We start from the raw sequence: 18,489 nt of genomic DNA, 5'->3' as shown, positions 1-18,489 counted from the left end.
CGTGAAGGATAATTCAGCGTCTCAGCGGGCGCCGAGTCCGTCGAACGTGTCGACGGGGTAAACATCCCACTGCACCGATGGATCGAAGGCGTCGGTGCCGTTGGTGTCACCGGCGGTCACGCTGGCCTTGCGGCGCAGGGTCTTGTCCACGGTCGTGGCTGTCCCGCCGGTCCAGGCGGTGCCAGGGTCGGTGCCCACCTGACCGAAGGTGTCGACGACCGTTCCGTCGATCAGCAGTTCCAGGGCGTCGTCACCGTTGAAGTTCGTCACGGTGCTGGTTGCGTTGGACTTCGCCGCCAGGGCGGCGATTGACTGCGAGTTGGTAATTACGAAGGTCTGACCGGGTGCTAGTGCCACCGCGATCGTATAAGTGTTGGTGGTGGTGGACGCCCCGTTCGCGTACAGCTTCACGCTGACGCGATTGGCAGCCAGGGTCTGTCCCGTTCCGTTGTAGATCTCGATGGCCTTGTTGTTGCTGGTCCCTTCCACATACTCGCTGAAGATCAGGCCGGTGGGGGGGACATCCAGCACGGTCACGGTGAGGGTGGTGGTGGCGTCGCTGATGCCGCTGCCGGTGCCGCGCACGGTGACGGTGTACGTGCCGGTGGTGGCGCCGGTCGCGTCGATGTTCAGCGTGCCACCCGTGCCGGTGCCGGGCTGCGCAGCGACGGTCACAGTGGGTGCGGTGCCGGTGCCGGTCACGCTGTCCACGCTCAGGGTGACAGTGTCCGTGAAGTTTGTGCGCGTCACGGTGACGGGGGTAGTGGTGCCAGCGCCCACCGCGACGTTCCGGTTCGTGCTGCTCAGGCTGATGCTGGGGGCGGGATTCACGGTGACGGTCAGGGTGCTGTTGCTGCTCTGGCCGCTGTTCGCGGCGGTCACTGTGTACGTGTAGGTGCCGCTGGTGGTGCCGGTGGGGGCCTGCACGGTGACGGTGAAGGGCGTGCCGTCGGCGGCGGTGGCGGGCGCGCTGACGATGGCGGGCGCGCCGTTCACCGGGATGACGGTGATGGTCAGGTCGCCGGTCAGGTTGGTGCCGGACGCCGTGTAGCTCTGGGTGACCGCCGCGCCGTTCACGGTGACGGTCTGGCTGGCCGCGCTGGGCGTCAGGGTGACGGTGGTCGTCGGGGCGGGGTTCACGGTGACGGTCAGTGTGCTGCTGTCACTGACGCCGCCGTTCTCGGTGGTGACGGTGTACTCGTACGTGCCGGTCGGGGTGCCCGCGGGGGCCTGGACGGTCACGGTGAAGGGCGCGCCGCTGGTGGCCGTGGCGGGCGCCGTGACGATAGCGGGCGCGCTGCCGACGGGCGTGACCGTGACGTTCAGAGGGCCGGTGGCGTTGGCGAGGGTGGACGTGAAGCTCTGCGTGACGCTCGCGCCGCTCACGGTGACGGTCTGGCTGGCGGTATCCGGCGTCTGGGTGACGGTGACCGGCAGGGTCGCCTGGGCGGTCAGGTTCAGGCCGATCAGCAGGGGGTCGTGGTCGCTGCTGCGGAACGCGTCCGGGGCGTAGAGGCTGGTCAGCTGGCCGGCACTCTTGAATTCACGGTTGTAGTCCAGCACGGTGGGTTCATCGGCGTTGATGTGCCACTTGGTCTTCCCGGTGACCTGCGCGGCGAGGCTGGCGCTGCCGACCGCCTGGTCGAGGCTGCCCCACTGACCGTCGAACTGGTAGGAGTACACGTTCCGGTCGAACAGGTTGGCGTACCCGGCATTCGCGAGGATGCTCAGGGGTTCTTCCATGGCGTAAGCGTTGAAGTCGCCCATCAGGAGGCGATCGCTTTCGTCAACGCCGGTGGGGTTGGTGGCCAGCCAGTTGGCGATGGCAGTCGCGGCGTTGCGGCGGGCCTTATACCCGTTGCCCTGGCCGTCGCCGATGTCGGCGTCGCCGGTGGCGGTGCAGTCGCTGCCCTTGCTCTTGAGGTGCATGGCGACAGCGGTGAAGCGGCCGCCGTTGCTGTTGCTCTGGAAGGTCTGCGCCCAGGTGGGGCGGTTGCAGGTGTCGGCGTAGTTCGGATCGAAGGCGTTGGTCAGGATCGCGAGGTTCCCGACGGGCGTGACGGCGGCGGGTTTGTAGATCATGGCGAGGCTGATGGCGTCCGTGCCGACCTTCGCGCCGGGGTTGATGTAGGCGTACGTGCCCGCCCCCAGGTTTTCGTTCAGCTTCTTGACCAGCAGCGCCACGGAGCTGTTGCTGCCCTTGTCGAAGTCGTTCTGGATTTCCATCAGGTTCAGAACATCGGGATTCAGGCCGCTGATGGCCGCCACGATCTTGTCCTGCTGCCGCAGGAATTCCTCGCAGGTGTTCGCGCCACGCATGACGTACTGGGTGCCACTCTTGGTCGAATCGAATCCATTGGGGGTGCAGCCACTGTTGCTGACAGACAGCGTCGTGAAGTAGTTCAGGACGTTCATCGCACCGACGCGCAGGGTGCCGCCCACGGCTTCCGGGGCGCTCAGGCGGGGATTGCCGTCCGTGACCTGCACGCTGGTCTGCGTGGCATGGATGCGGTACGTGTCGATGCTGCCGCTGCCCGTCCAGCCGTCGTTGCCGTACCCGAGGACCCCGGTGACGCTGACGGTGTCGCCACCGCGCAGGGTGTTCGCGGCGCTCAGGGGCTGGCCTCCCCGCGCGAAGATCTCCGGATCGGGGTTCGACACGCGGCTGCCGTCGTCGATGCGGATGTAGCGGTTTTTGAAGGTCGTCTGGTACGCGGCGTTCGCCGCGATGTCCGGAGCGTTCAGCTGCGTGAAGTTCGGGACGCGCGCGTCGGCAATGTCGAAGCTTGCACCTCGACCCAGGGTGAAGTTGTTCGTGACGACGCCACTGGTGGTGACCCGCATGCCTTCCAGACGTTCACGCGCGCTGAAGTCCAGCGGGAGCGTCAGCGGCTGCGCGTCCGGGAGGGGCACGCCGGTCGTCAGCGTGGCGACACCGGCCGCGGTGGTCGTGATCTGGGTGTTGTTGAACGCCTCTCCGGCCGTGCCGGTCACGCGCACGCGGTCACCGGCGCTCACGCTGGGGCAGCTGGTGTCGCAGTACACGAATATGCCGTCACTGGTGGTGACGTCGCCGTCAATGTCGATCTCTTCTTCCTGCAGGAAGAATCCGCGCAGGGACGTGGTGGCATTGGTGGTGTGAACGGACGTGACCACGCCCTCGACCGCGACGCTCTGGCCGCTGACGGGCGTGGCGGCGTTCCCACTGGGCGTGGCGCCCTGAACTGTGTTGATGCCGGTCAGGTTGGTGACCGTGCCGGGGTTGTCGGCGACGGCGAAGACCAGACTGAACGTGAACGGGTCCACGTCGGAGATCTCGGTGCCCTGAAGTGGGACGCGGGCGGCGAATGTGACGGTCTGGCTGCTGCCGGCGGGCAGTTGTGCGGTCTGCCAGCCGCGGTGTCCGATGTTGGGTGCGGTCGTGCCGGCCGGGAGGGTCAGGCCCAGCGTGCCGCTGTCGATGTTCGTCAGGAACGGCGTGGCGGCCGGGTCGGGGGCGATGGCACCGCCGCTGTTCGTGTGAGCGATCTCGACGGCCATGCCCCTGCTGGAGACGGGCGCGCCGGTGCGGGTGCGGACGTTCCGGAACGGGCCGGTGCCGTCGGTGGCGTAGGTGCCGTCGGTATCGACCGGGATGAATGTGGGGAGGGTGATGGCGGCGCCGGTGTTGTTGGTGACGGTGAAGGTGGCCGTCATGTGGACGACCCGGCTCACCTCATCCACCATGTTGGTCATGCTGGTGCGGGTGAAACTGAGCTGATCGAAGGGGATTTCCGTTGCCTGTCCCGTGACGCTCTGGACGGTCGCTGCGCTGCCCTGGTTGACGCGCAGTTCGTACAGGCCGAAGGTCCGGGCCTTATTGACGGTGGGTGCGGGCGTGATGGTGACCGGTGTGGTGGTGCCGCACGCGGTCAGGGCGAGCAGACCGGCGAGCAGAAGGCTTTTAGCGTTCACTGGTGCCTCCGGGCATGCCGGGCAGGCCGTTGAAGCCGACCGAGCCGATCAGGGTGACGGCTTGCCACTGGCCGACGGGCGTGACCGTGGGGGGCGTGTAGGGGAGGGGGGCCGCGGTGTGGGGCGCGGGCGCAGGCAGGGTGGTGCTGGCGTTCACGTTTGGACTCCTGTATGACCCGGCCTTTGCAGCGCGGGTATTGTGAATGATTCGTAAATCAATATCGGGTGGAAACGTCATGTGCCGGATGTGTCAAGCGTAACTGCGTGAGTACTGCTTGCGGTCATCTATAGAACCAGTACCCTGCACGCATGTGGAACCGGCCTGCCGACCTGCTCATCACCGATCTTGACGACGAGCTGATCCTGATGGACCCCGACAGTGCCGAGATGTACAGCCTCAACGGCAGTGCCCGCCTGCTCTGGCAGGCCCTGCCTGCCAGCGAGGCCACCCTGACGGACCTCTTGCAGCGCACCTACGGTCTGGGCGCCCAGCAGGCCCACGCCGACCTGCACGCGTGGCTGAGCGACATGGGCCGCCGCGGCCTCGTGCAGCCCGCCTGAGCGGCCCCGCACCGCGCGCCCCTGTCATGCTCACCAGCCTCGACCTGCACCTGACCGGCGACCTGAACGCCACCCAGACGCGCCTTCTGGCGTACGACTGGGCCTTCCCCGGACCGCGTTCCGCCACGCGGCCGGTGCGCGTCCGGACCGGGCCGCTGCCCGGCGCACCTGACGGCTCCGCGCTGGCGGTCGCGCTGCCCGACCGCGCCATCCCGGTGCAGCGGCGGGGCGACGAGCTGTGGCTGAATGCCGAACTGCACCTGCGCCTCCTGCCGGGCGGGGCGGAACTGATCGTCACGCACGCCGGGGCAGCGCGGGACGTGTGGGCGCTCGCCCTGACCGAACTGCACCGCGCCGCCGGGTGGCTCCCGCTGCACGCCGCGCTGATCGGCACCCCCACCCACGCCGTGCTGATCGGCGGGCCCAGCGGCGCGGGCAAGAGCACCTCCTGCCTGCGCCTGAGCGGCGCGGGCCTGACTGTGCACGCCGAGGACCGCGCGTGGGTCCACCCGGACGGCGACGCGCTGGGCATGGACCGCACCCTGCGCGCCTACCACGACAGCCTGGACCGATTCGCGCCGCACCTGCTGCCCGCAGCGGCCACCGCCCCCCGCGATCCGCGCGGGAAGATCGTCCTGCCCCTGACCCCGCAGCCGCCCGTCAAGCTGCGCGGCGTGCTGCTCCTGGGTGAGCCCGGCCCGCTGGGCGCGCAGGAGCGCGTGCGGCACGCCTGGGAACTGACCGGCGTGCCCCTGACCACCTCGGGACGCGCCGCTGCCGCGCACAGCGTGCAGGCGCTGCTGCGTGCCCCGTGGCAGCGCACCACCCGCAAGCAGCTGGAGGCCGACCTGCGCGCCCTGCTGCGCGGCTGACCGCGACCCGGTCCAGGGGAGACCCGGACCGGGGGACGGCTGGCGGGCGCGTCCCGGCGGGAATGCTTTACGCTGCGCGCATGGAGTTCCTGCGCCTCATTCACGGGTACCAGATCAACAGTCCGGTCGCGCTTCTGTTTCCCACGCCCTACGCGCTCGCGACGCTGGTGCTGTTCGTGTGGAGCGTCGCGCCCGCCATCAAGGGCCGGGTGGGGCCGGGCTTCATGGTGTGGCTGCGCCTGACCTGGGTGCTGACCCTGCTGCCCGGCGTGACCGGGCTGCTGCTCGCCCTGGGCGGCGCGAAGGTGCCCAGCGCCACGGACGTCGGGAAGGGCGTCACGAAGTACGGGTTCCCGGCGGACCCCAGCCGCGACTGGGAACACTGGATGTACGCCGGGTTCTGCCTGCTGAGCCTGTACGTGATCGAACTGATGATCCGCGAGAAACTCACGCCGCAGCGGCTGGGCCTACGCCTGCTGCCGGTGGCGACCCTCTTCCTGTACGGCTGCGCGTACATGGTGGGGCGCGTCGCGGTGTTCCCCGGCAGCACCCCCGGCACCTGAACGCCGCCGGTTGCCGTCTGCGTCCGGGCGCTGCCGGGGCGGGCATGAATGTCACGTCAGCTTCGGTTCACGCCCCGGGAGGGCAACTGTGATCAGGTGTGACCCCATGCGGCGACTGTTTGTTTCTCTCCTGCTGGCCGGCCTGGGCTGCGCCGCGCTGGCGGTTCCGGCCAGCGTGACGGTCCGGAGCGGCGACACGCTGTTCCGCATCTCGACCCGCACCGGGGTCAGCGTGGCGGACATCCAGCGCCTGAACGGCCTGCGGGGCACCACCATCCGCGCCGGGCAGGTGCTGCGCCTCGTGGGTCCGGCGGGCGCGGCCGCCCCGGCCCCCCCGGCCAGTGGCGCGGGCCCGTACACCGTGAAGAAGGGCGACACCCTGAGCGCCATCGCGGCCCGGTTCGGCGTGACGGTCGCGGCCCTCCAGGCGGGCAACAGCCTCCGGGGCACGGCGCTGGCGGTCGGGCAGCGCCTCAAGATCCCGCCCCGCACCCGCGCGGCCGCGCCGGTCCGGCCGCCCACCACCGAGGTCCGCGTGGTGTACCGCTACGTCCGCGTGGGCGTGAAGGACACCCCGCAGGCCCTGGCCGCCCGCTACCGCCTGAGCGTGGACGACCTGCGCCGCCTGAACGGACTGGGCAGCTTCAAGCACATCGTGCCCGGCAAGAAACTGCTCGTGCCGTCCCGGGTGCCCGTCCCGATCCCCCCGAAGCCGCAGCGTGACCCCGTGACCTTCAAGCGCCTGAGGCCCCTGAACGTGCCCATGCAGATCGCGAACGTGGATCTGCGCTGGCGCAGCACGCTGGTCGCCCCGGTGCTGCCCGGGCGGGCACTGGTGTTCAATTCCGGCGCGCGGGTCGGGGAACTCGCCCGGCGCAGCGGCGCGCGCGTCCTCGTGAACGGCAGCTACTTCCACCCGCAGTCCTTCGCGCCCGCCGGGGACATCGTCATGCAGGGGCGGCTGCTCACCTGGGGGCGCATCCCGCAGGCACTGGCGATCACACCGGACAACCGCGCCACGATCCGCCCCAGCGCCACCGCGCTGCTGGGCCGCCCGCTGGACACCACCTGGACCGGCATGGAGACCGTGATCGCCACCGGGCCGCGCATCCTCAGTGGCGGGCAGGTCGTCACGCGCTACAGCACTGCGTTCCGCGATCCGGCGCTGTTCGGGCGGGCCGCGCGCAGCGCCGTGGGGCTGGTCAGCAACCGCGACCTCGTGCTCGTCAGCACCCACGCGAAACTCACCACCACCGAGATGGGCAAGCTGCTGCTGCGCCTGGGCGTGCGCGACGCCCTGCTGCTCGACGGGGGCAGCAGCGCCGGAATCGCCTGGAACGGCCGCGCCGTGCTGGACAGCGTCCGGCGCGTCAGTTACGGCATCGGGGTGTTCACGAACTACACCGGGCGCCGCTACGCCCGCTGACGGCCGCCCAGCCGCGCCCCCATCGCCCGGGCGCGCGCCGTCAGCAGGTCGGCGGCCGGTGCGGGCAGGAGGTCACGCGCGGTCGTCTCCCACAGCGTCAGCCACGCCCGCAGGTGCTCGCCCCGCACGCCCAGCCCCGCGTGCGCCGCGTTCAGGTTCCCCCGCCACGGCACACGGTCCGCGTCACCGCCCAGCAGCGTCACCCAGAACGCCGTGACGCGCCCCAGGTGCGCAGGCCAGTCCTGAACGTGCGCCGCGAACACCGGCCCCAGCAGCGGGTCACGGCGCGCGCGGGCGTAGAACTCGGTCACGACCGCCGCCAGCGCGGGCACGCCCCCCACCTCCTCCAGCGGGGAGCCGGGCGTGCGGTCCGCCCAGCCGGGCAGCGCCGCCAGAAACTCAATCCGCACCCACTCGGGAAGTTCCGGGGCGGCCCAGGCCACCGCCCGCCCATGCGTCCAGTGCAGCGGCACCTCACCGGCCCAGCAGTGGACCTGCGCACCACGCGGCAGGGCCGCCCATTCCGGTCCTCCCTCTGATCCGCGAACGGTTGCGCCCAGCGCGCGGCCCAGCAGCGCCGCGCCCGTGCCCCAGCCCAGGACCGGCACGCTCCGGCGCAGCGCCGCCGTCACGTCGGTCAGCAGCGCCCAGCGGTCCGGCTGATCCCGCAGGTCGGCCACCGGGCCCCCGTCATGCGGCAGGAGCAGCCCCGTCGCCTTCCCGGTGGGCACGGTTCCCAGTGGGTGCGCGGCCGGCCAGCCGGGCAGGGGAGAGGACGTCAGGAGCATCGCGGGCAGGATACCCGCCTCACGATTCGGTGCGGGGGGCGCGGCGTACACTGACGGGCTGATGAGTGCCCCCGCCCGCCCCGCCAAGCACATGCCACCGCACACGCTGTCGGTCGCGCCGATGATGGACTGGACCGACCGGCACTGCCGCGTCTTCCACCGCACCCTGACCCGCCGCACCCTGCTGTACACCGAGATGGTCACGACCGGCGCGATCCTGCACGGCGACCGCGACCGGCACCTCGCCTTCGACGCGGGGGAACACCCGGTCGCGCTGCAACTGGGCGGCAGCGACGCCCGGGCCCTCGCGGACTGCACCCGCATTGCCGAAGGGTACGGGTACGACGAGGTGAACCTGAACTGCGGCTGCCCCAGTGACCGCGTCAGCAGCGGCTCGTTCGGCGCGTGCCTGATGGGCACCCCGGACGTCGTGGCCCGCGCCGTGGACGCCATGCGCGCCGCCACCACCCTCCCCGTGACCGTCAAGCACCGCATCGGCATCGACGACCTCGACAGCTACGAGCACCTGACCGGCTTCATCCGCACCGTGGAGGCCGCCGGGTGCGACACGTTCATCGTGCACGCCCGCAAGGCCTGGCTCTCGGGCCTGTCCCCCAAGGAGAACCGCGAGATTCCCCCCCTGCGGCACGAGGTCGTGCGGCAGCTGAAGGCCGACTTCCCGCACCTCACGGTCGTCCTGAACGGCGGCGTGCTCACGCTGGACGCCGCGCAGGACGCCCTGGCCTGGGCAGACGGCGTCATGATCGGCCGGGCCGCGTACCAGGACCCGTTCATCCTTGCCCGCGCCGACGGGGACATCTTCGGAGAGGACACCCCGCCCGTCACGCGCCGCGAGGCCATTCAGGCGTACCTGCCCTACGTCGCCGCGCAACTCCAGGCCGGGCAGCCCCTGAACCGCATGATGAAACACACCCTGGGCCTCTTCGCCGGGCAGCCCGGCGCGCGCCACTGGAAACGCACCATCAGCGAACAGGGCCACAAACCCGGTGCGGGCCTGGACGTCGTCCACGCCGCGCTGGCAGGCGTGCCTGACCACGTGCTCGACGAACGCCCGGGCCAGACCGTCTCGGCCTGAGTCCGCTTATACGGATTCCGTCTGTTCCGCCCTCCACCCGGAACACCACCGGACTGCCAACTCCACGCCCGGAACCCGCTTTGCTCCTGCTCTGCGAGGCGCATCCGCTCGGATTGAACGGTTTTGACAAACCATTCAACCGGAGTTGGTCTCAGTTCAGGGTGCGGCCCGGTTCCGCCAGGATGAACGGCGCGATCGGCACCCGCGCACGCGCGCCCCAGGCGTCCTGCATGACGTAATGGCCGCCCATGTGACCGGGCGCGGCCTCCAGCGTCACGAACGAGTCGTACGTGAACGACCCGCCGGGCGGCAGGACCGGCTGCTCCCCGACAACACCCTCGCCGTCCACGCTGGTCTCGCGGCCCAGGCCGTCCACGATGTCCCAGTGGCGCGCCAGGAGCTTCCAGGTCTGGTCGCTGCGGTTCTCGATGTGGATGATGTACGCGAACACCAGCCGACCCGGCTGGCTGTGCGAGGGCATGAACAGCACCTCCACGCGGACCTGGATGTCGGGGCTGTCGGTGAAAGAGGGGGCGTCCGGCATGAGTGCCTGCATTGTGGCGGATGCGTGGCTGCACGGGCGTGCAGGCGGCACGGCCCAGCCGGACGGTGCGCCCGCACGCCGCTGCGAACGAACGTCCGTTCCGGCGTAGACTCGCGGACGTGACCATCAACCGTGAATTCCTGTTCAACCTTCTGGCCGCCGCCGCCCCCAGCGGCCTGGAACGCCGCGCCGCCGACGTGTGGCTCGCCGAGGCCGCCACCTTCGCCCGCACGCACGAGGACCACTACGGCAACGTGTACGCCGAGATCGGCCCCGAGGATGCCCCCGCCGTCGCCCTGATGGGCCACCTGGACGAGATCGGCCTGATCGTCTCGCACGTGGGGGACGAGGGCTTCCTGAGCGTCCTGCCGGTCGGCGGCTGGGATCCACAGGTGCTCGTCGGGCAGCGCATCCGTGTGCTCGCGCCCGGCGGGGACCTGATCGGCGTGATTGGCAAGAAGGCCATTCACGTCATGGACGCTGACGAGCGCACCAAGGCCAGCCGGATCGAGGATCTCTGGATCGACCTGGGCCTGAGCAAGGAGGAGGTCACGGAGCACGTGCCGGTCGGCACGTACGCCGTGGTCGAGCAGGGACCCATCATGGTCGGCACGCGCGTCGTGGGCCGCGCGCTGGACAACCGCGTGGGCGCGTTCATCGTGCTGGAGGCGCTGCGCGCCGTCGCCGGGAAGGACCTCCCGTACCGCGTGGTCGCCGTGGGCACCAGCCAGGAGGAGATCGGCTGCTTCGGCGCGCAGCTCGGCGGCTACCACCTGAACCCTGTCGCGGGCGTCGCGGTGGACGTCACGCATGAGACCAAGCAGCCCGGCGTGAGCGAGAAGAAGTACGGCGTGGTGCCCTTCGGGTCCGGCGCGAACCTGACCGTCAGCCCGATGGTCAGTCCTGTCCTGACCCGCCAGATGACCGAGGCGGGCCGCGAGGCGGGCGTGCCGTTCACCCTGAGCGCCTCGGGCCGCTACTCCGGCACGGACGCCGACGCCCTGACCCTGGTGCGTGCGGGCGTGCCGACCGCCGTGGTCAGCATCCCCAACCGCTACATGCACTCGCCCAGCGAGATGGTTGACGAGCGGGACGTGAAGGCCTGCACGGACATCATCGCCGCGTGGCTGGAACGCCTGCCGCAGGGCGCGGACTTCACCCGCCGCTGACCGCACCCCGCGGCACGGCAGCGCCCCGCCAACCAGTGGCGGGGCGCTGCTTCTACCGTGAATGGATCAGGAGTTCTTGGCGTCGCGCGCGGCGCTCTTGACGTCGTTGGCGGCCTTCTGCGCGTCGGCCTTGACGTCCGCCACCTTGGCCTGGGCGTCGGCCTTGACCTCAGCGGCCTTGTCCTGCGCGGCGGCCTTTAGGTCGCCCGCCTTGTCCTGGGCCGCGGCCTTCACGTCGGCGGCCTTGTCGCTGGCGGTGCCCGCCACGTCCTTCGCGGCGTCCCCGGCCTTGTCGGCAGCGCCCTGCACGGCGCCCTTCACGTCACCGGCGACTTCCTTGACCTTGTCGGCGGCGGCCTGCGCGCCACCGGCGGCGGCGTCCTTGACCTCACCCGCCTTGTCGGCGATGACGGCCCCGGCGTCCTTGGCGGCCTCCTTGGTCTTCTCCCAGCCCTTCGTGACGCTCTCGCCCACGTCGTGCGCGGCGTCCTTCAGGCCCAGTTCGGCCAGTTTGGCGTCCAGGGCGCGGCGGTTCTGCTCTCGGCTGAAGTAGTACGCGCCGGCACCGACCAGGGCACCGAGCGCGAGCAGGCGTTTCACGGGAAAATGACGGTCGCTTTTCATGAGAGTCAGCCTACGCCCCCCTCATCTGTGCAGGATGAGGCGCGATTTACACGGCGTTCAGGGCTTCCTGAGACACAGGCCGGTCCTCAGGCCGGGGTCAGGCCCAGGCGGCGGGCCAGCGCCTCGGTCAGGATCCAGTCTTCCGGCTCGTCGTAGCCCTGCACCTGCACGAGTACGCAGCCGCGTTCCAGGTAGAACGCGCGGATCTTCGCCCAGGCCTCCTCCTCGTCGCCTGCGGTCTCCTCGATGTCCTCCAGGGTGCCCCACACGTCCCCGTCCAGATCGGCGCTGCGCAGCGCCTCGGCGTGCCCGCTCATGACCCAGGCGTCCACGGCCTCGTCCCGCGCGTACGTCTCGCCGTCCCGGCGCAGGTCGAGGCGGTCGTCGCGCTCATACAGGCTGGCCAGGAAGGCCTCCCAGGCGTCGGCAGTCAGGGTGATCACGTTCATCCCCGCAGTGTACCCCCCGCCCCCGCAGCGCCCCGGCGTGAAGGAAGCGTGCAGGGACGCCTCCGGCACGCGCCCCGTACACTGACGCATGACCCGAGCCCACCCCGGCGCTACCCCGCGCCGCCTGATGCTGCTGGCGGCCCTCCTGCTGATCCTGACCACGCTGCTCGCCTCCGCCCACGCGCAGTCCGGCGGGGGCTTCGGGGGCCGCAGTTCCGGCAGTTCGAGCTCTGGCAGCTCCAGTTCCGGCGGTGGATACAGTGGCGGGAGCTCCTCGCGGGGCGGCAGTTACGGCGGGGGCTACGGGGGCGGGTACAGCGGCCCGATCATCATCAACAACGGTGGGTACGGCGGCGGGTACGGGTACAGCACCGGCGGCGGCGGCTTCGGGCTGGTCGGGCTGATCCTCTTCGGCGTGGTGATCTTCGCGGTGGTGATGACCATGCGCCGCAGCCTGGGCGGCGGCGTGCGCGGCCTGAGCAGCGTCAGCGGCACCGCCCAGGCCGTCAGCGTGCAGCTCCTCCTGGCCGAGGGCGACGAGGTCAAGCGCGCCCTGCAACGCGTCGCGCAGACCGGCGACCCCGACACGAACGACGGCCTGGCCCGCATGCTCCAGGAGGCCGCGCTGGTCGCGCTGCGCCACCCGGACCGCTGGGTGTACGGCACCGTGCAGCGTGCCCAGGGGTCGGCCAGCACCGCCGACAGTCAGGTGGGCGCCTGGGCCACCGAGGCCCGCGCTGCATTCACGGAGCAGACCACCAGCAACTACCAGAACAGGGATCCGGGCAGCGGCTACCAGCACCGGGACGACTACACCTTCAAGGCGGACCCCAGCGACCAGTACCTCGCCGTGACGATCATGGTGGCCGCGCACGCCCTGGCCGCCCTGCCGCCCGCCGGGGTGACCACCGCGCAGGAGGCCCGCGCGGCCCTGAACGCCATCAGCAGCGTCGCCCCGGGCGACCTGATCCGCGCGGACGTCGTCTGGAGCCCCGACGCGCCCGGCGAGTTCCTCTCCGAGGACGAGGCCATCCAGAAGTACCCCAGCCTGACCCGCCTGTAGGCCTGGATGGATTGCGACCCCCGGCGCAGTGACCCGCCGGGGGGCCGACCTATCCTGGGCGCCTGATGGCCCGCCGCCAGCCCGAGTCCACCTGGCCCCCGCCGCCCCGCGAGGCGCCCACCTGCGCGCTGTGCGACCGCGCGGTGCCGCAGCTGACCGAGCACCACCTGCTGCCCCGCTCGCAGGGGAGGCGCCAGGGCCTGCGCGTCACGGACCTCCCCACCGCGATGCTGTGCGGCCCGTGCCACAAGTTCCTGCACCGCACCTTCTCGAACGTGGAACTCGCGCGCGAGTACAGCGACCTCACCGCGCTGCGCAGTCACGAGGACGTGCAGCGCTTCGTGCGCTGGCTCCGCACGCAGCCCGCCACGAAAGCCGTCCGGGTGCGCTGAGCCGGGCACCCGGACGGTGGCGGGGAACTTGGTTGCTGAGGCCTACTTCAATGTGGCGACGAACTGGGCGACGGCGTTCATATCCGCGTCGGTCAGGGGCTTGACCGCGATCCGCATGGCGTCCGGGTAGGCGATCCCCACGGGCGGCATGGCGTGGTACGCCCTGAGGGTTTCGAGGACGCTGGCGGCACTCAGGCCCGCGATGGCCGGGATGCCCACGGCGTCCGCACCCTGACCGTCCTCGCCGTGGCAGACCGCGCAGGCCAGCACGTCACGGCCCGGGGCGCCCTCCAGGTAGAGGGTGCGGCCCAGGGTGCCGGACGCGGTCGTCGGGGCAGCGGTGGAGGTGCTGGGCGGTGCCGGGGTGGGCGCAGCGGGCGGCGTGGCAGGTGCGGGAGTGGGGGGCGGCCCGGCGTAGAACGCGGCGACGTCCACGATGTCCTGATCGCTCATGCGCGACGCAATGCCCTGCATGGTGCCGTTGCGGCGCGTGCCGCTGCGGAAGGCCAGCAGCGCGTTCTGGATCTGCGCGGCCGGTTCGCCCTTCAGGACGGGTGCGCGGCCGGTCGGACCGTGGCAGCCGCTGCAACTGGCGGCGATGGCCTCGCCACGCGCAGGGTCGGCCGGGCCCGCCTTCAGGGTGGTCGCGGCGGTCTGTGCTGGCGTGGTCTGAGCCGGTGTGGTCTGGGCCAGCGCAGCGACACCGGCGAGCAGGGGCGTGACGAGCAGCAGGGCGGCAGGCAGGGAACGTCGGTTCATGGGATGGCCTCCACGGGGCGCGGGAGCGCAGGACAGGAGCAGTGCAGGGAACGAGGAAGGCGGCGAAAGGGCGTGGCAACGACTATCCGGGAAGAAGAAGGGGACAGGTTTGACCTGCCCCGCACTGGTCTGATGACCGTCAGTGTACGACCTGAGGCGCCCCCTGCGCGGCACCCGCCTGGGCAGGCAGCCAGCGGCGCAGCGCCAGGGGTACCCCCTCGGCAGCGACCAGCACCAGAGCCGCGTACCGCAGCGCCCGCACCACCCCCATATCCTTGAGTTCCTGCGGCAGCGCCCCCAGCGCGAAATACACCGCGAACACCATCACCAGACCCAGCACCGCCACGATGATCCGCCCGGCCCAGTCACGCGGCGGGGCGAACGTGGGCCGCGCCGCCCAGAAGCCCGCCAGCAGCCCCAGGCCCGTCCCGAACTCACGCGGGGCACCTGCCGGAATCAGCGCCGCGACGACCAGCAGCGCCGCCGGAATGCCCCAGCGCAGCGCCCCCGCCTGCGGGAAGTGCACCCGCGCGGCCAGCAGCGCGAATCCAATGCCCAGCAGCAGCCCCACCACCACGTCACTGGGGTAGTGCACGTTCAGCAGCAGGCGCGACGCGCAGATCAGCGCCACGAGCAGCACGGCGAACACCGTGAACCCCGTCGAGCGCAGCTGCGCCGCGATCCCCAGCCACAGCGTCGCGCTCATCTGCGCGTGCCCGCTCGGCAGGCCCGGCCCGCCCGCCGTGGCCCGCGCGGCTTCTGAGGCCAGCGACGGATCATTCGTGAAGGGCCTGGGGAGGTTCAGGCCGTACTTCAGCGCGGAGTTCAGCAGGTAACTCAGCGCGAACCCCACGCCCAGCTCCCGCCCGCCCTGCGGCCGCACCAGCCACGTGAACAGCGCCAGCACGACGATAAAGACCTCGTCACGACCCAGGTTCGTGATCATCAACCACAGCGTTTCCATGATGCCCTCATCATGCCTCATCCGCGCGGTGCCCTCACGTCCACCGGCACACCCCGGGGTCTGTCCAGACGAGCCCATGACGGCTAGACTGAACGTTATGACTGTTCCACAGGCCGACGTTCTGCGCGCGGTTCAGCACAACTCCCCGAACGCGCTGGAGTTGCGCGGCATCACCAAACGCTTCCCCCTCGTGCTCGCCAACGACAACATCTCCATGCAGGTCAAGTGGGGCAGCGTCCACGCCCTGTGCGGCGAGAACGGCGCAGGCAAGAGCACCCTGATGAAAATCGTGTACGGCATCCAGCCCCCCACCAGCGGCGAGATCGTCGTGGACGGCGAGGTCGTGAACCTCACCGACCCCAGCGAGGCCATCAAGCGCGGCATCGGCATGGTCTTCCAGCACTTCATGCTCGTCGAGACCCTAACCGTCACCGAGAACGTCATCCTGGGCATGGAACCCACCAGCGGCGGCAGCATCAACTACGGCGCGGCCCGGGGGCGCGTCGCGGAACTCATCAAGCAGTTCAACTTCGACCTGAACCCCGACGCCATCGTCGGTGAACTGCCCGTCGGCCTCCAGCAGAAGGTCGAGATCCTCAAGACCCTGTACCGCGGCGCGCGCATCCTGATTCTCGACGAACCCACCGCCGTGCTGACCCCCAGCGAAACCGACGAACTGTTCGACTTCCTGGTCAACCAGTACGCCAGGAGCGGCAACGCCGTCGTGTTCATCAGCCACAAGCTGCACGAGGTGCTGCAGATCAGCGACACCATCAGCGTCATCCGCGACGGCAAGATGATCGGCTCGATCCCCACCCAGGGCGCCACCACCGAGATCCTGGCCCGCATGATGGTGGGCCGCGACGTCACCCTGAAGGTCAACAAGGCCGCCGCCCAGCCGGGACAGGTCGCGCTGGACGTGCAGAACGTCGTCGTCAGGGGCGAACACCGCAACGCCGTGGACGGCGTGAGCTTCCAGGTGCGTGCCGGTGAGATCGTCGGCATTGCGGGCGTCGAGGGCAACGGCCAGAGCGAACTGGTCGAGGCGATCACCGGCCTCCAGACGTACCAGGGCCAGATCACGTACCTCGGCAAGAACGCGCGCGGCGTGCGCGAGGTCGAGGCCAGCGGCCTGTCCCACGTCCCCGAGGACCGCAACGAACGCGGCCTCGTGCTGGAGATGACCACCGCCGAGAACTTCATCCTGGGTGAGCACGACCGCGCGCCCTTCGCCGGGCCGCTGGGCATCCTCAAGCAGGACGTCATCGACGAGAATGCCCGCTCCCTCAGCGAGCAGTACGACGTCCGCCCCCGCAGCGCCACCCTGCCCGCCGGGAGCTACTCCGGCGGGAACGCGCAGAAGATCATCGTCGCGCGCGAGATGCGCAAGGGCCCCAAGATCCTCGTCGCCAGCCAGCCCACCCGCGGCGTGGACATCGGTGCGATCGAGTTCATCCACTCCCGCATCGTCGAGGCGCGCGACCAGGGCCTCGCCGTGCTGCTCGTCAGCGCCGACCTCGGGGAGGTCATGAACCTCGCCGACCGCATTCTGGTGATGTACGAGGGCAGGATTGTCGGTGAGGTGAACGCCGCGAACGCCACCGAGACCCAGCTGGGCCTCCTGATGACCGGCAGCGGCGGGGACACCACCACCACCCAGGCGAACTGGTAACCCGGGGCAGCGGGGTGACGGCCCGCCTGCAACAGAAGGCCCGCGCAGCGTTCCAGCTGGCGGGCCTGTTCGTGTGACTCCCTAATTCACCGGTTCCGGTTCGCTGTGCGCGCCCGCCTTACCGGTCAGGTTGATGCCCGCGCTGGCGGCGATCACGCAGGCCATCGCCGCCCACTGCACGGCCGTGAGGCGCTCACCGAGGAACAGCAGGCCGCTCAGGGCCGCCAGGGCCGGTTCGACGCTCATCATCACGCCGAAGATGCGGGCGGGAATGGCGCGCAGGGCCCGCATCTCCAGCGTGTACGGCAGGGCGCTGGAGAGCACCGCGACGCCCAGGCCCAGCAGCAGCGCGTGCGGGGTGAGCAGCGCCGGGCCGGCCTGCGCGACACCGAACGGCAGAATGATCAGCGCGGCGACGATCATGCCCGCGACCACGCCGGTCGTGCCCGGCACCCGGCGGCCCACCGCCCCCCCCGCGAGGATGTACAGCGCCCACATGCCGCCCGCCGCGAGGGCCAGCACGATGCCCAGCAGCGGGACGTTCGCGGCCCCCCCACCGCCGATGGGGGAGATCAGCACGATGCCCAGCCCGGCCAGCGCCACCCACGCCACGTCCAGCGGGCGGCGCGACAGCGCCAGCGCCAGCAGCAGCGGCCCCACGAACTCCAGCGTGACCGCCAGCCCCAGCGGCAGCAGCCGCAGCGACTCGTAGAACGCGAGATTCATCAGACCCAGCGCCGCGCCGTACGGCAGGATCGCGCGCCACTGAGCCCACGTCAGGCGGTGCAGCGCCGGGCGGAACACGAGCATCAGGACAGCGGCAGCCAGCGTCACGCGCACCGCGCTGGTGCCCGCCGTGCCCAGCGTCGGGAACAGCGTCTTCGCGAAGGCCGCGCCACCCTGAATGCTCAGCATCGCCAGCAGCAGGGACGGCACGGGCGGCAGGCTGGGCCGCGCCGGGATGGCCGGGCTGGTCAAGACCGGCGTCCCATGGGAACGACTCGCTGACTGGCGGGGACGGGGCAGGGGAGGGCACGGGACATGGCGGGCATTAGATCACCCCACGCACGTCCGCCGGGGGCGGGTGTCTGCCCTGCCGGAATGCCTACTCCTGCTCCTCCAGCACCCGCCTGGCCATCGTGAACCCGCTCAGGCCCGCCGGGACGCCCGCGTAGATCGCCACCTGATGCAGCACGTCACTCAGGTCACGTTCGCTGACACCCGTGTTGCGGGTCGCGCGGACGTGCCCCTCGAACTCCCGCTCGCGACCCAGCGCCGCCAGGATGCCCAGGGTGACCATGTGCCGCTCGCGGTCGGTCAGGTTCCCGCGGCCCCACGCGGCGCCCCAGGCGTACTCGGTCAGGAAGCGCTGGTAGTCCGCGCCGAACGCCTCGGGATCCCCAGTGAACGCCCGGTCCACGTACTCCTGCCCCATGACCTGCGCGCGTTTGCGTTTCCCGCGTTCCAGTTGCTCGCTCATGCCTGAGCGTACCGGGCGCCGCTGCGGCGAGCCTGTCACCGCGTCAGGGAGCGTGCAGACAGCGAAAAACCCCCTCCCGGTCGGGGAGGGGGCAGGGCTCAGCAGGGACTCAG

19 protein-coding genes are annotated in these 18,489 nt (G+C 70.6%); 9 read left to right on the top strand and 10 right to left on the bottom strand.

Annotated elements, in window-relative coordinates:
* Positions 1 to 21: 21 nt before the first annotated feature.
* A complete protein-coding gene (locus tag SY84_RS04480) occupies positions 22 to 3,954 on the bottom strand; it encodes an ExeM/NucH family extracellular endonuclease (protein WP_052751039.1) in 3,933 nt (1,310 codons plus the stop codon).
* Positions 3,944 to 4,111, bottom strand: a complete 168-nt coding sequence (locus SY84_RS16425; protein WP_157882890.1) for a hypothetical protein — start codon at positions 4,109 to 4,111, stop codon at positions 3,944 to 3,946. Before SY84_RS16425 ends, SY84_RS04480 begins: the two co-directional genes overlap by 11 nt.
* 152 nt (positions 4,112 to 4,263) lie before the next feature.
* Between SY84_RS16425 and SY84_RS04475 the strand changes: the two genes are divergently transcribed.
* The 4 genes from SY84_RS04475 (at position 4,264) to SY84_RS04460 (ending at position 7,376) form a co-directional block, all read left to right on the top strand.
* Positions 4,264 to 4,515 (top strand): PqqD family protein, encoded by a 252-nt coding sequence (locus SY84_RS04475; RefSeq protein ID WP_046843003.1) that lies wholly within the window; start codon positions 4,264 to 4,266, stop codon positions 4,513 to 4,515.
* A 26-nt stretch (positions 4,516 to 4,541) separates the two neighbouring features.
* Positions 4,542 to 5,387, top strand: a complete 846-nt coding sequence (locus tag SY84_RS04470) for a hypothetical protein (RefSeq protein ID WP_046843002.1) — start codon at positions 4,542 to 4,544, stop codon at positions 5,385 to 5,387.
* An 80-nt stretch (positions 5,388 to 5,467) separates the two neighbouring features.
* The gene (locus SY84_RS04465; protein WP_046843001.1) at positions 5,468 to 5,950 is read left to right on the top strand and encodes a hypothetical protein; all 483 of its coding nucleotides are present in this window, start codon (positions 5,468 to 5,470) and stop codon (positions 5,948 to 5,950) included.
* A gap of 106 nt (positions 5,951 to 6,056) precedes the next feature.
* Positions 6,057 to 7,376: a phosphodiester glycosidase family protein gene (locus SY84_RS04460; protein WP_046843000.1), complete on the top strand. Its 1,320-nt coding sequence runs from the start codon at positions 6,057 to 6,059 to the stop codon at positions 7,374 to 7,376.
* Here the strand turns inward: SY84_RS04460 and SY84_RS04455 are convergent.
* Positions 7,364 to 8,164: a group III truncated hemoglobin gene (locus SY84_RS04455; protein WP_046842999.1), complete on the bottom strand. Its 801-nt coding sequence runs from the start codon at positions 8,162 to 8,164 to the stop codon at positions 7,364 to 7,366. The two genes, SY84_RS04460 and SY84_RS04455, sit on opposite strands and share 13 nt — an antisense overlap.
* A 61-nt stretch (positions 8,165 to 8,225) precedes the next feature.
* Here SY84_RS04455 and dusA point away from each other — a divergent pair, with 61 nt between their 5' ends.
* On the top strand, positions 8,226 to 9,260 hold the full coding sequence (gene dusA, locus SY84_RS04450) for a tRNA dihydrouridine(20/20a) synthase DusA (RefSeq protein ID WP_046842998.1): 1,035 nt from the start codon (positions 8,226 to 8,228) through the stop codon (positions 9,258 to 9,260).
* 151 nt (positions 9,261 to 9,411) lie between these two features.
* On the opposite strand, the gene apaG is transcribed toward dusA, so the two are convergent.
* A complete protein-coding gene (gene apaG / locus SY84_RS04445; RefSeq protein WP_046842997.1) occupies positions 9,412 to 9,804 on the bottom strand; it encodes a Co2+/Mg2+ efflux protein ApaG in 393 nt (130 codons plus the stop codon).
* Between the two features lie 119 nt (positions 9,805 to 9,923).
* Here apaG and SY84_RS04440 point away from each other — a divergent pair, with 119 nt between their 5' ends.
* Positions 9,924 to 10,973 carry a M42 family metallopeptidase gene (locus SY84_RS04440; protein WP_245621410.1) on the top strand — a complete coding sequence of 350 codons (1,050 nt, stop codon included), beginning with the start codon at positions 9,924 to 9,926 and terminating at the stop codon, positions 10,971 to 10,973.
* Between the two features lie 66 nt (positions 10,974 to 11,039).
* Here the strand turns inward: SY84_RS04440 and SY84_RS04435 are convergent, their stop codons facing one another.
* Positions 11,040 to 11,597 carry a hypothetical protein gene (locus SY84_RS04435; protein ID WP_046842996.1) on the bottom strand — a complete coding sequence of 186 codons (558 nt, stop codon included), beginning with the start codon at positions 11,595 to 11,597 and terminating at the stop codon, positions 11,040 to 11,042.
* An 86-nt stretch (positions 11,598 to 11,683) separates the two neighbouring features.
* The gene (locus tag SY84_RS04430; protein WP_046842995.1) at positions 11,684 to 12,046 is read right to left on the bottom strand and encodes a hypothetical protein; all 363 of its coding nucleotides are present in this window, start codon (positions 12,044 to 12,046) and stop codon (positions 11,684 to 11,686) included.
* A gap of 88 nt (positions 12,047 to 12,134) precedes the next feature.
* Here SY84_RS04430 and SY84_RS04425 point away from each other — a divergent pair, with 88 nt between their 5' ends.
* Together SY84_RS04425 and SY84_RS04420 are read left to right on the top strand one after the other, a co-directional pair.
* Positions 12,135 to 13,109 (top strand): DUF1517 domain-containing protein, encoded by a 975-nt coding sequence (locus SY84_RS04425; protein WP_046842994.1) that lies wholly within the window; start codon positions 12,135 to 12,137, stop codon positions 13,107 to 13,109.
* A gap of 65 nt (positions 13,110 to 13,174) precedes the next feature.
* On the top strand, positions 13,175 to 13,501 hold the full coding sequence (locus SY84_RS04420) for an HNH endonuclease (RefSeq protein ID WP_046842993.1): 327 nt from the start codon (positions 13,175 to 13,177) through the stop codon (positions 13,499 to 13,501).
* A gap of 42 nt (positions 13,502 to 13,543) precedes the next feature.
* Here the strand turns inward: SY84_RS04420 and SY84_RS04415 are convergent, their stop codons facing one another.
* Positions 13,544 to 14,260, bottom strand: a complete 717-nt coding sequence (locus tag SY84_RS04415; RefSeq protein ID WP_052751038.1) for a c-type cytochrome — start codon at positions 14,258 to 14,260, stop codon at positions 13,544 to 13,546.
* A 139-nt stretch (positions 14,261 to 14,399) separates the two neighbouring features.
* Positions 14,400 to 15,224, bottom strand: coding sequence for a phosphatase PAP2 family protein (locus SY84_RS04410; RefSeq protein WP_046842992.1), 825 nt, complete (start codon positions 15,222 to 15,224; stop codon positions 14,400 to 14,402).
* 97 nt (positions 15,225 to 15,321) lie between these two features.
* Between SY84_RS04410 and SY84_RS04405 the strand changes: the two genes are divergently transcribed.
* A complete protein-coding gene (locus tag SY84_RS04405) occupies positions 15,322 to 16,896 on the top strand; it encodes an ABC transporter ATP-binding protein (protein ID WP_046842991.1) in 1,575 nt (524 codons plus the stop codon).
* Between the two features lie 81 nt (positions 16,897 to 16,977).
* Here the strand turns inward: SY84_RS04405 and SY84_RS04400 are convergent, their stop codons facing one another.
* Both SY84_RS04400 and SY84_RS04395 read right to left on the bottom strand, forming a co-directional pair.
* Positions 16,978 to 17,811, bottom strand: coding sequence for an EamA family transporter (locus tag SY84_RS04400; protein WP_046844938.1), 834 nt, complete (start codon positions 17,809 to 17,811; stop codon positions 16,978 to 16,980).
* A gap of 190 nt (positions 17,812 to 18,001) precedes the next feature.
* Positions 18,002 to 18,376, bottom strand: coding sequence for a carboxymuconolactone decarboxylase family protein (locus SY84_RS04395; protein WP_046842990.1), 375 nt, complete (start codon positions 18,374 to 18,376; stop codon positions 18,002 to 18,004).
* Between the last annotated feature and the right edge of the window lie 113 nt (positions 18,377 to 18,489).

It is taken from the genome of Deinococcus soli (ex Cha et al. 2016) (genome assembly GCF_001007995.1).
GTDB classification, from domain to species: Bacteria; Deinococcota; Deinococci; order Deinococcales; family Deinococcaceae; genus Deinococcus; species Deinococcus soli.
The sequence above is the reverse complement of the archived record's forward strand: the minus strand, read 5'-3'. Positions and strand labels throughout refer to the sequence as shown.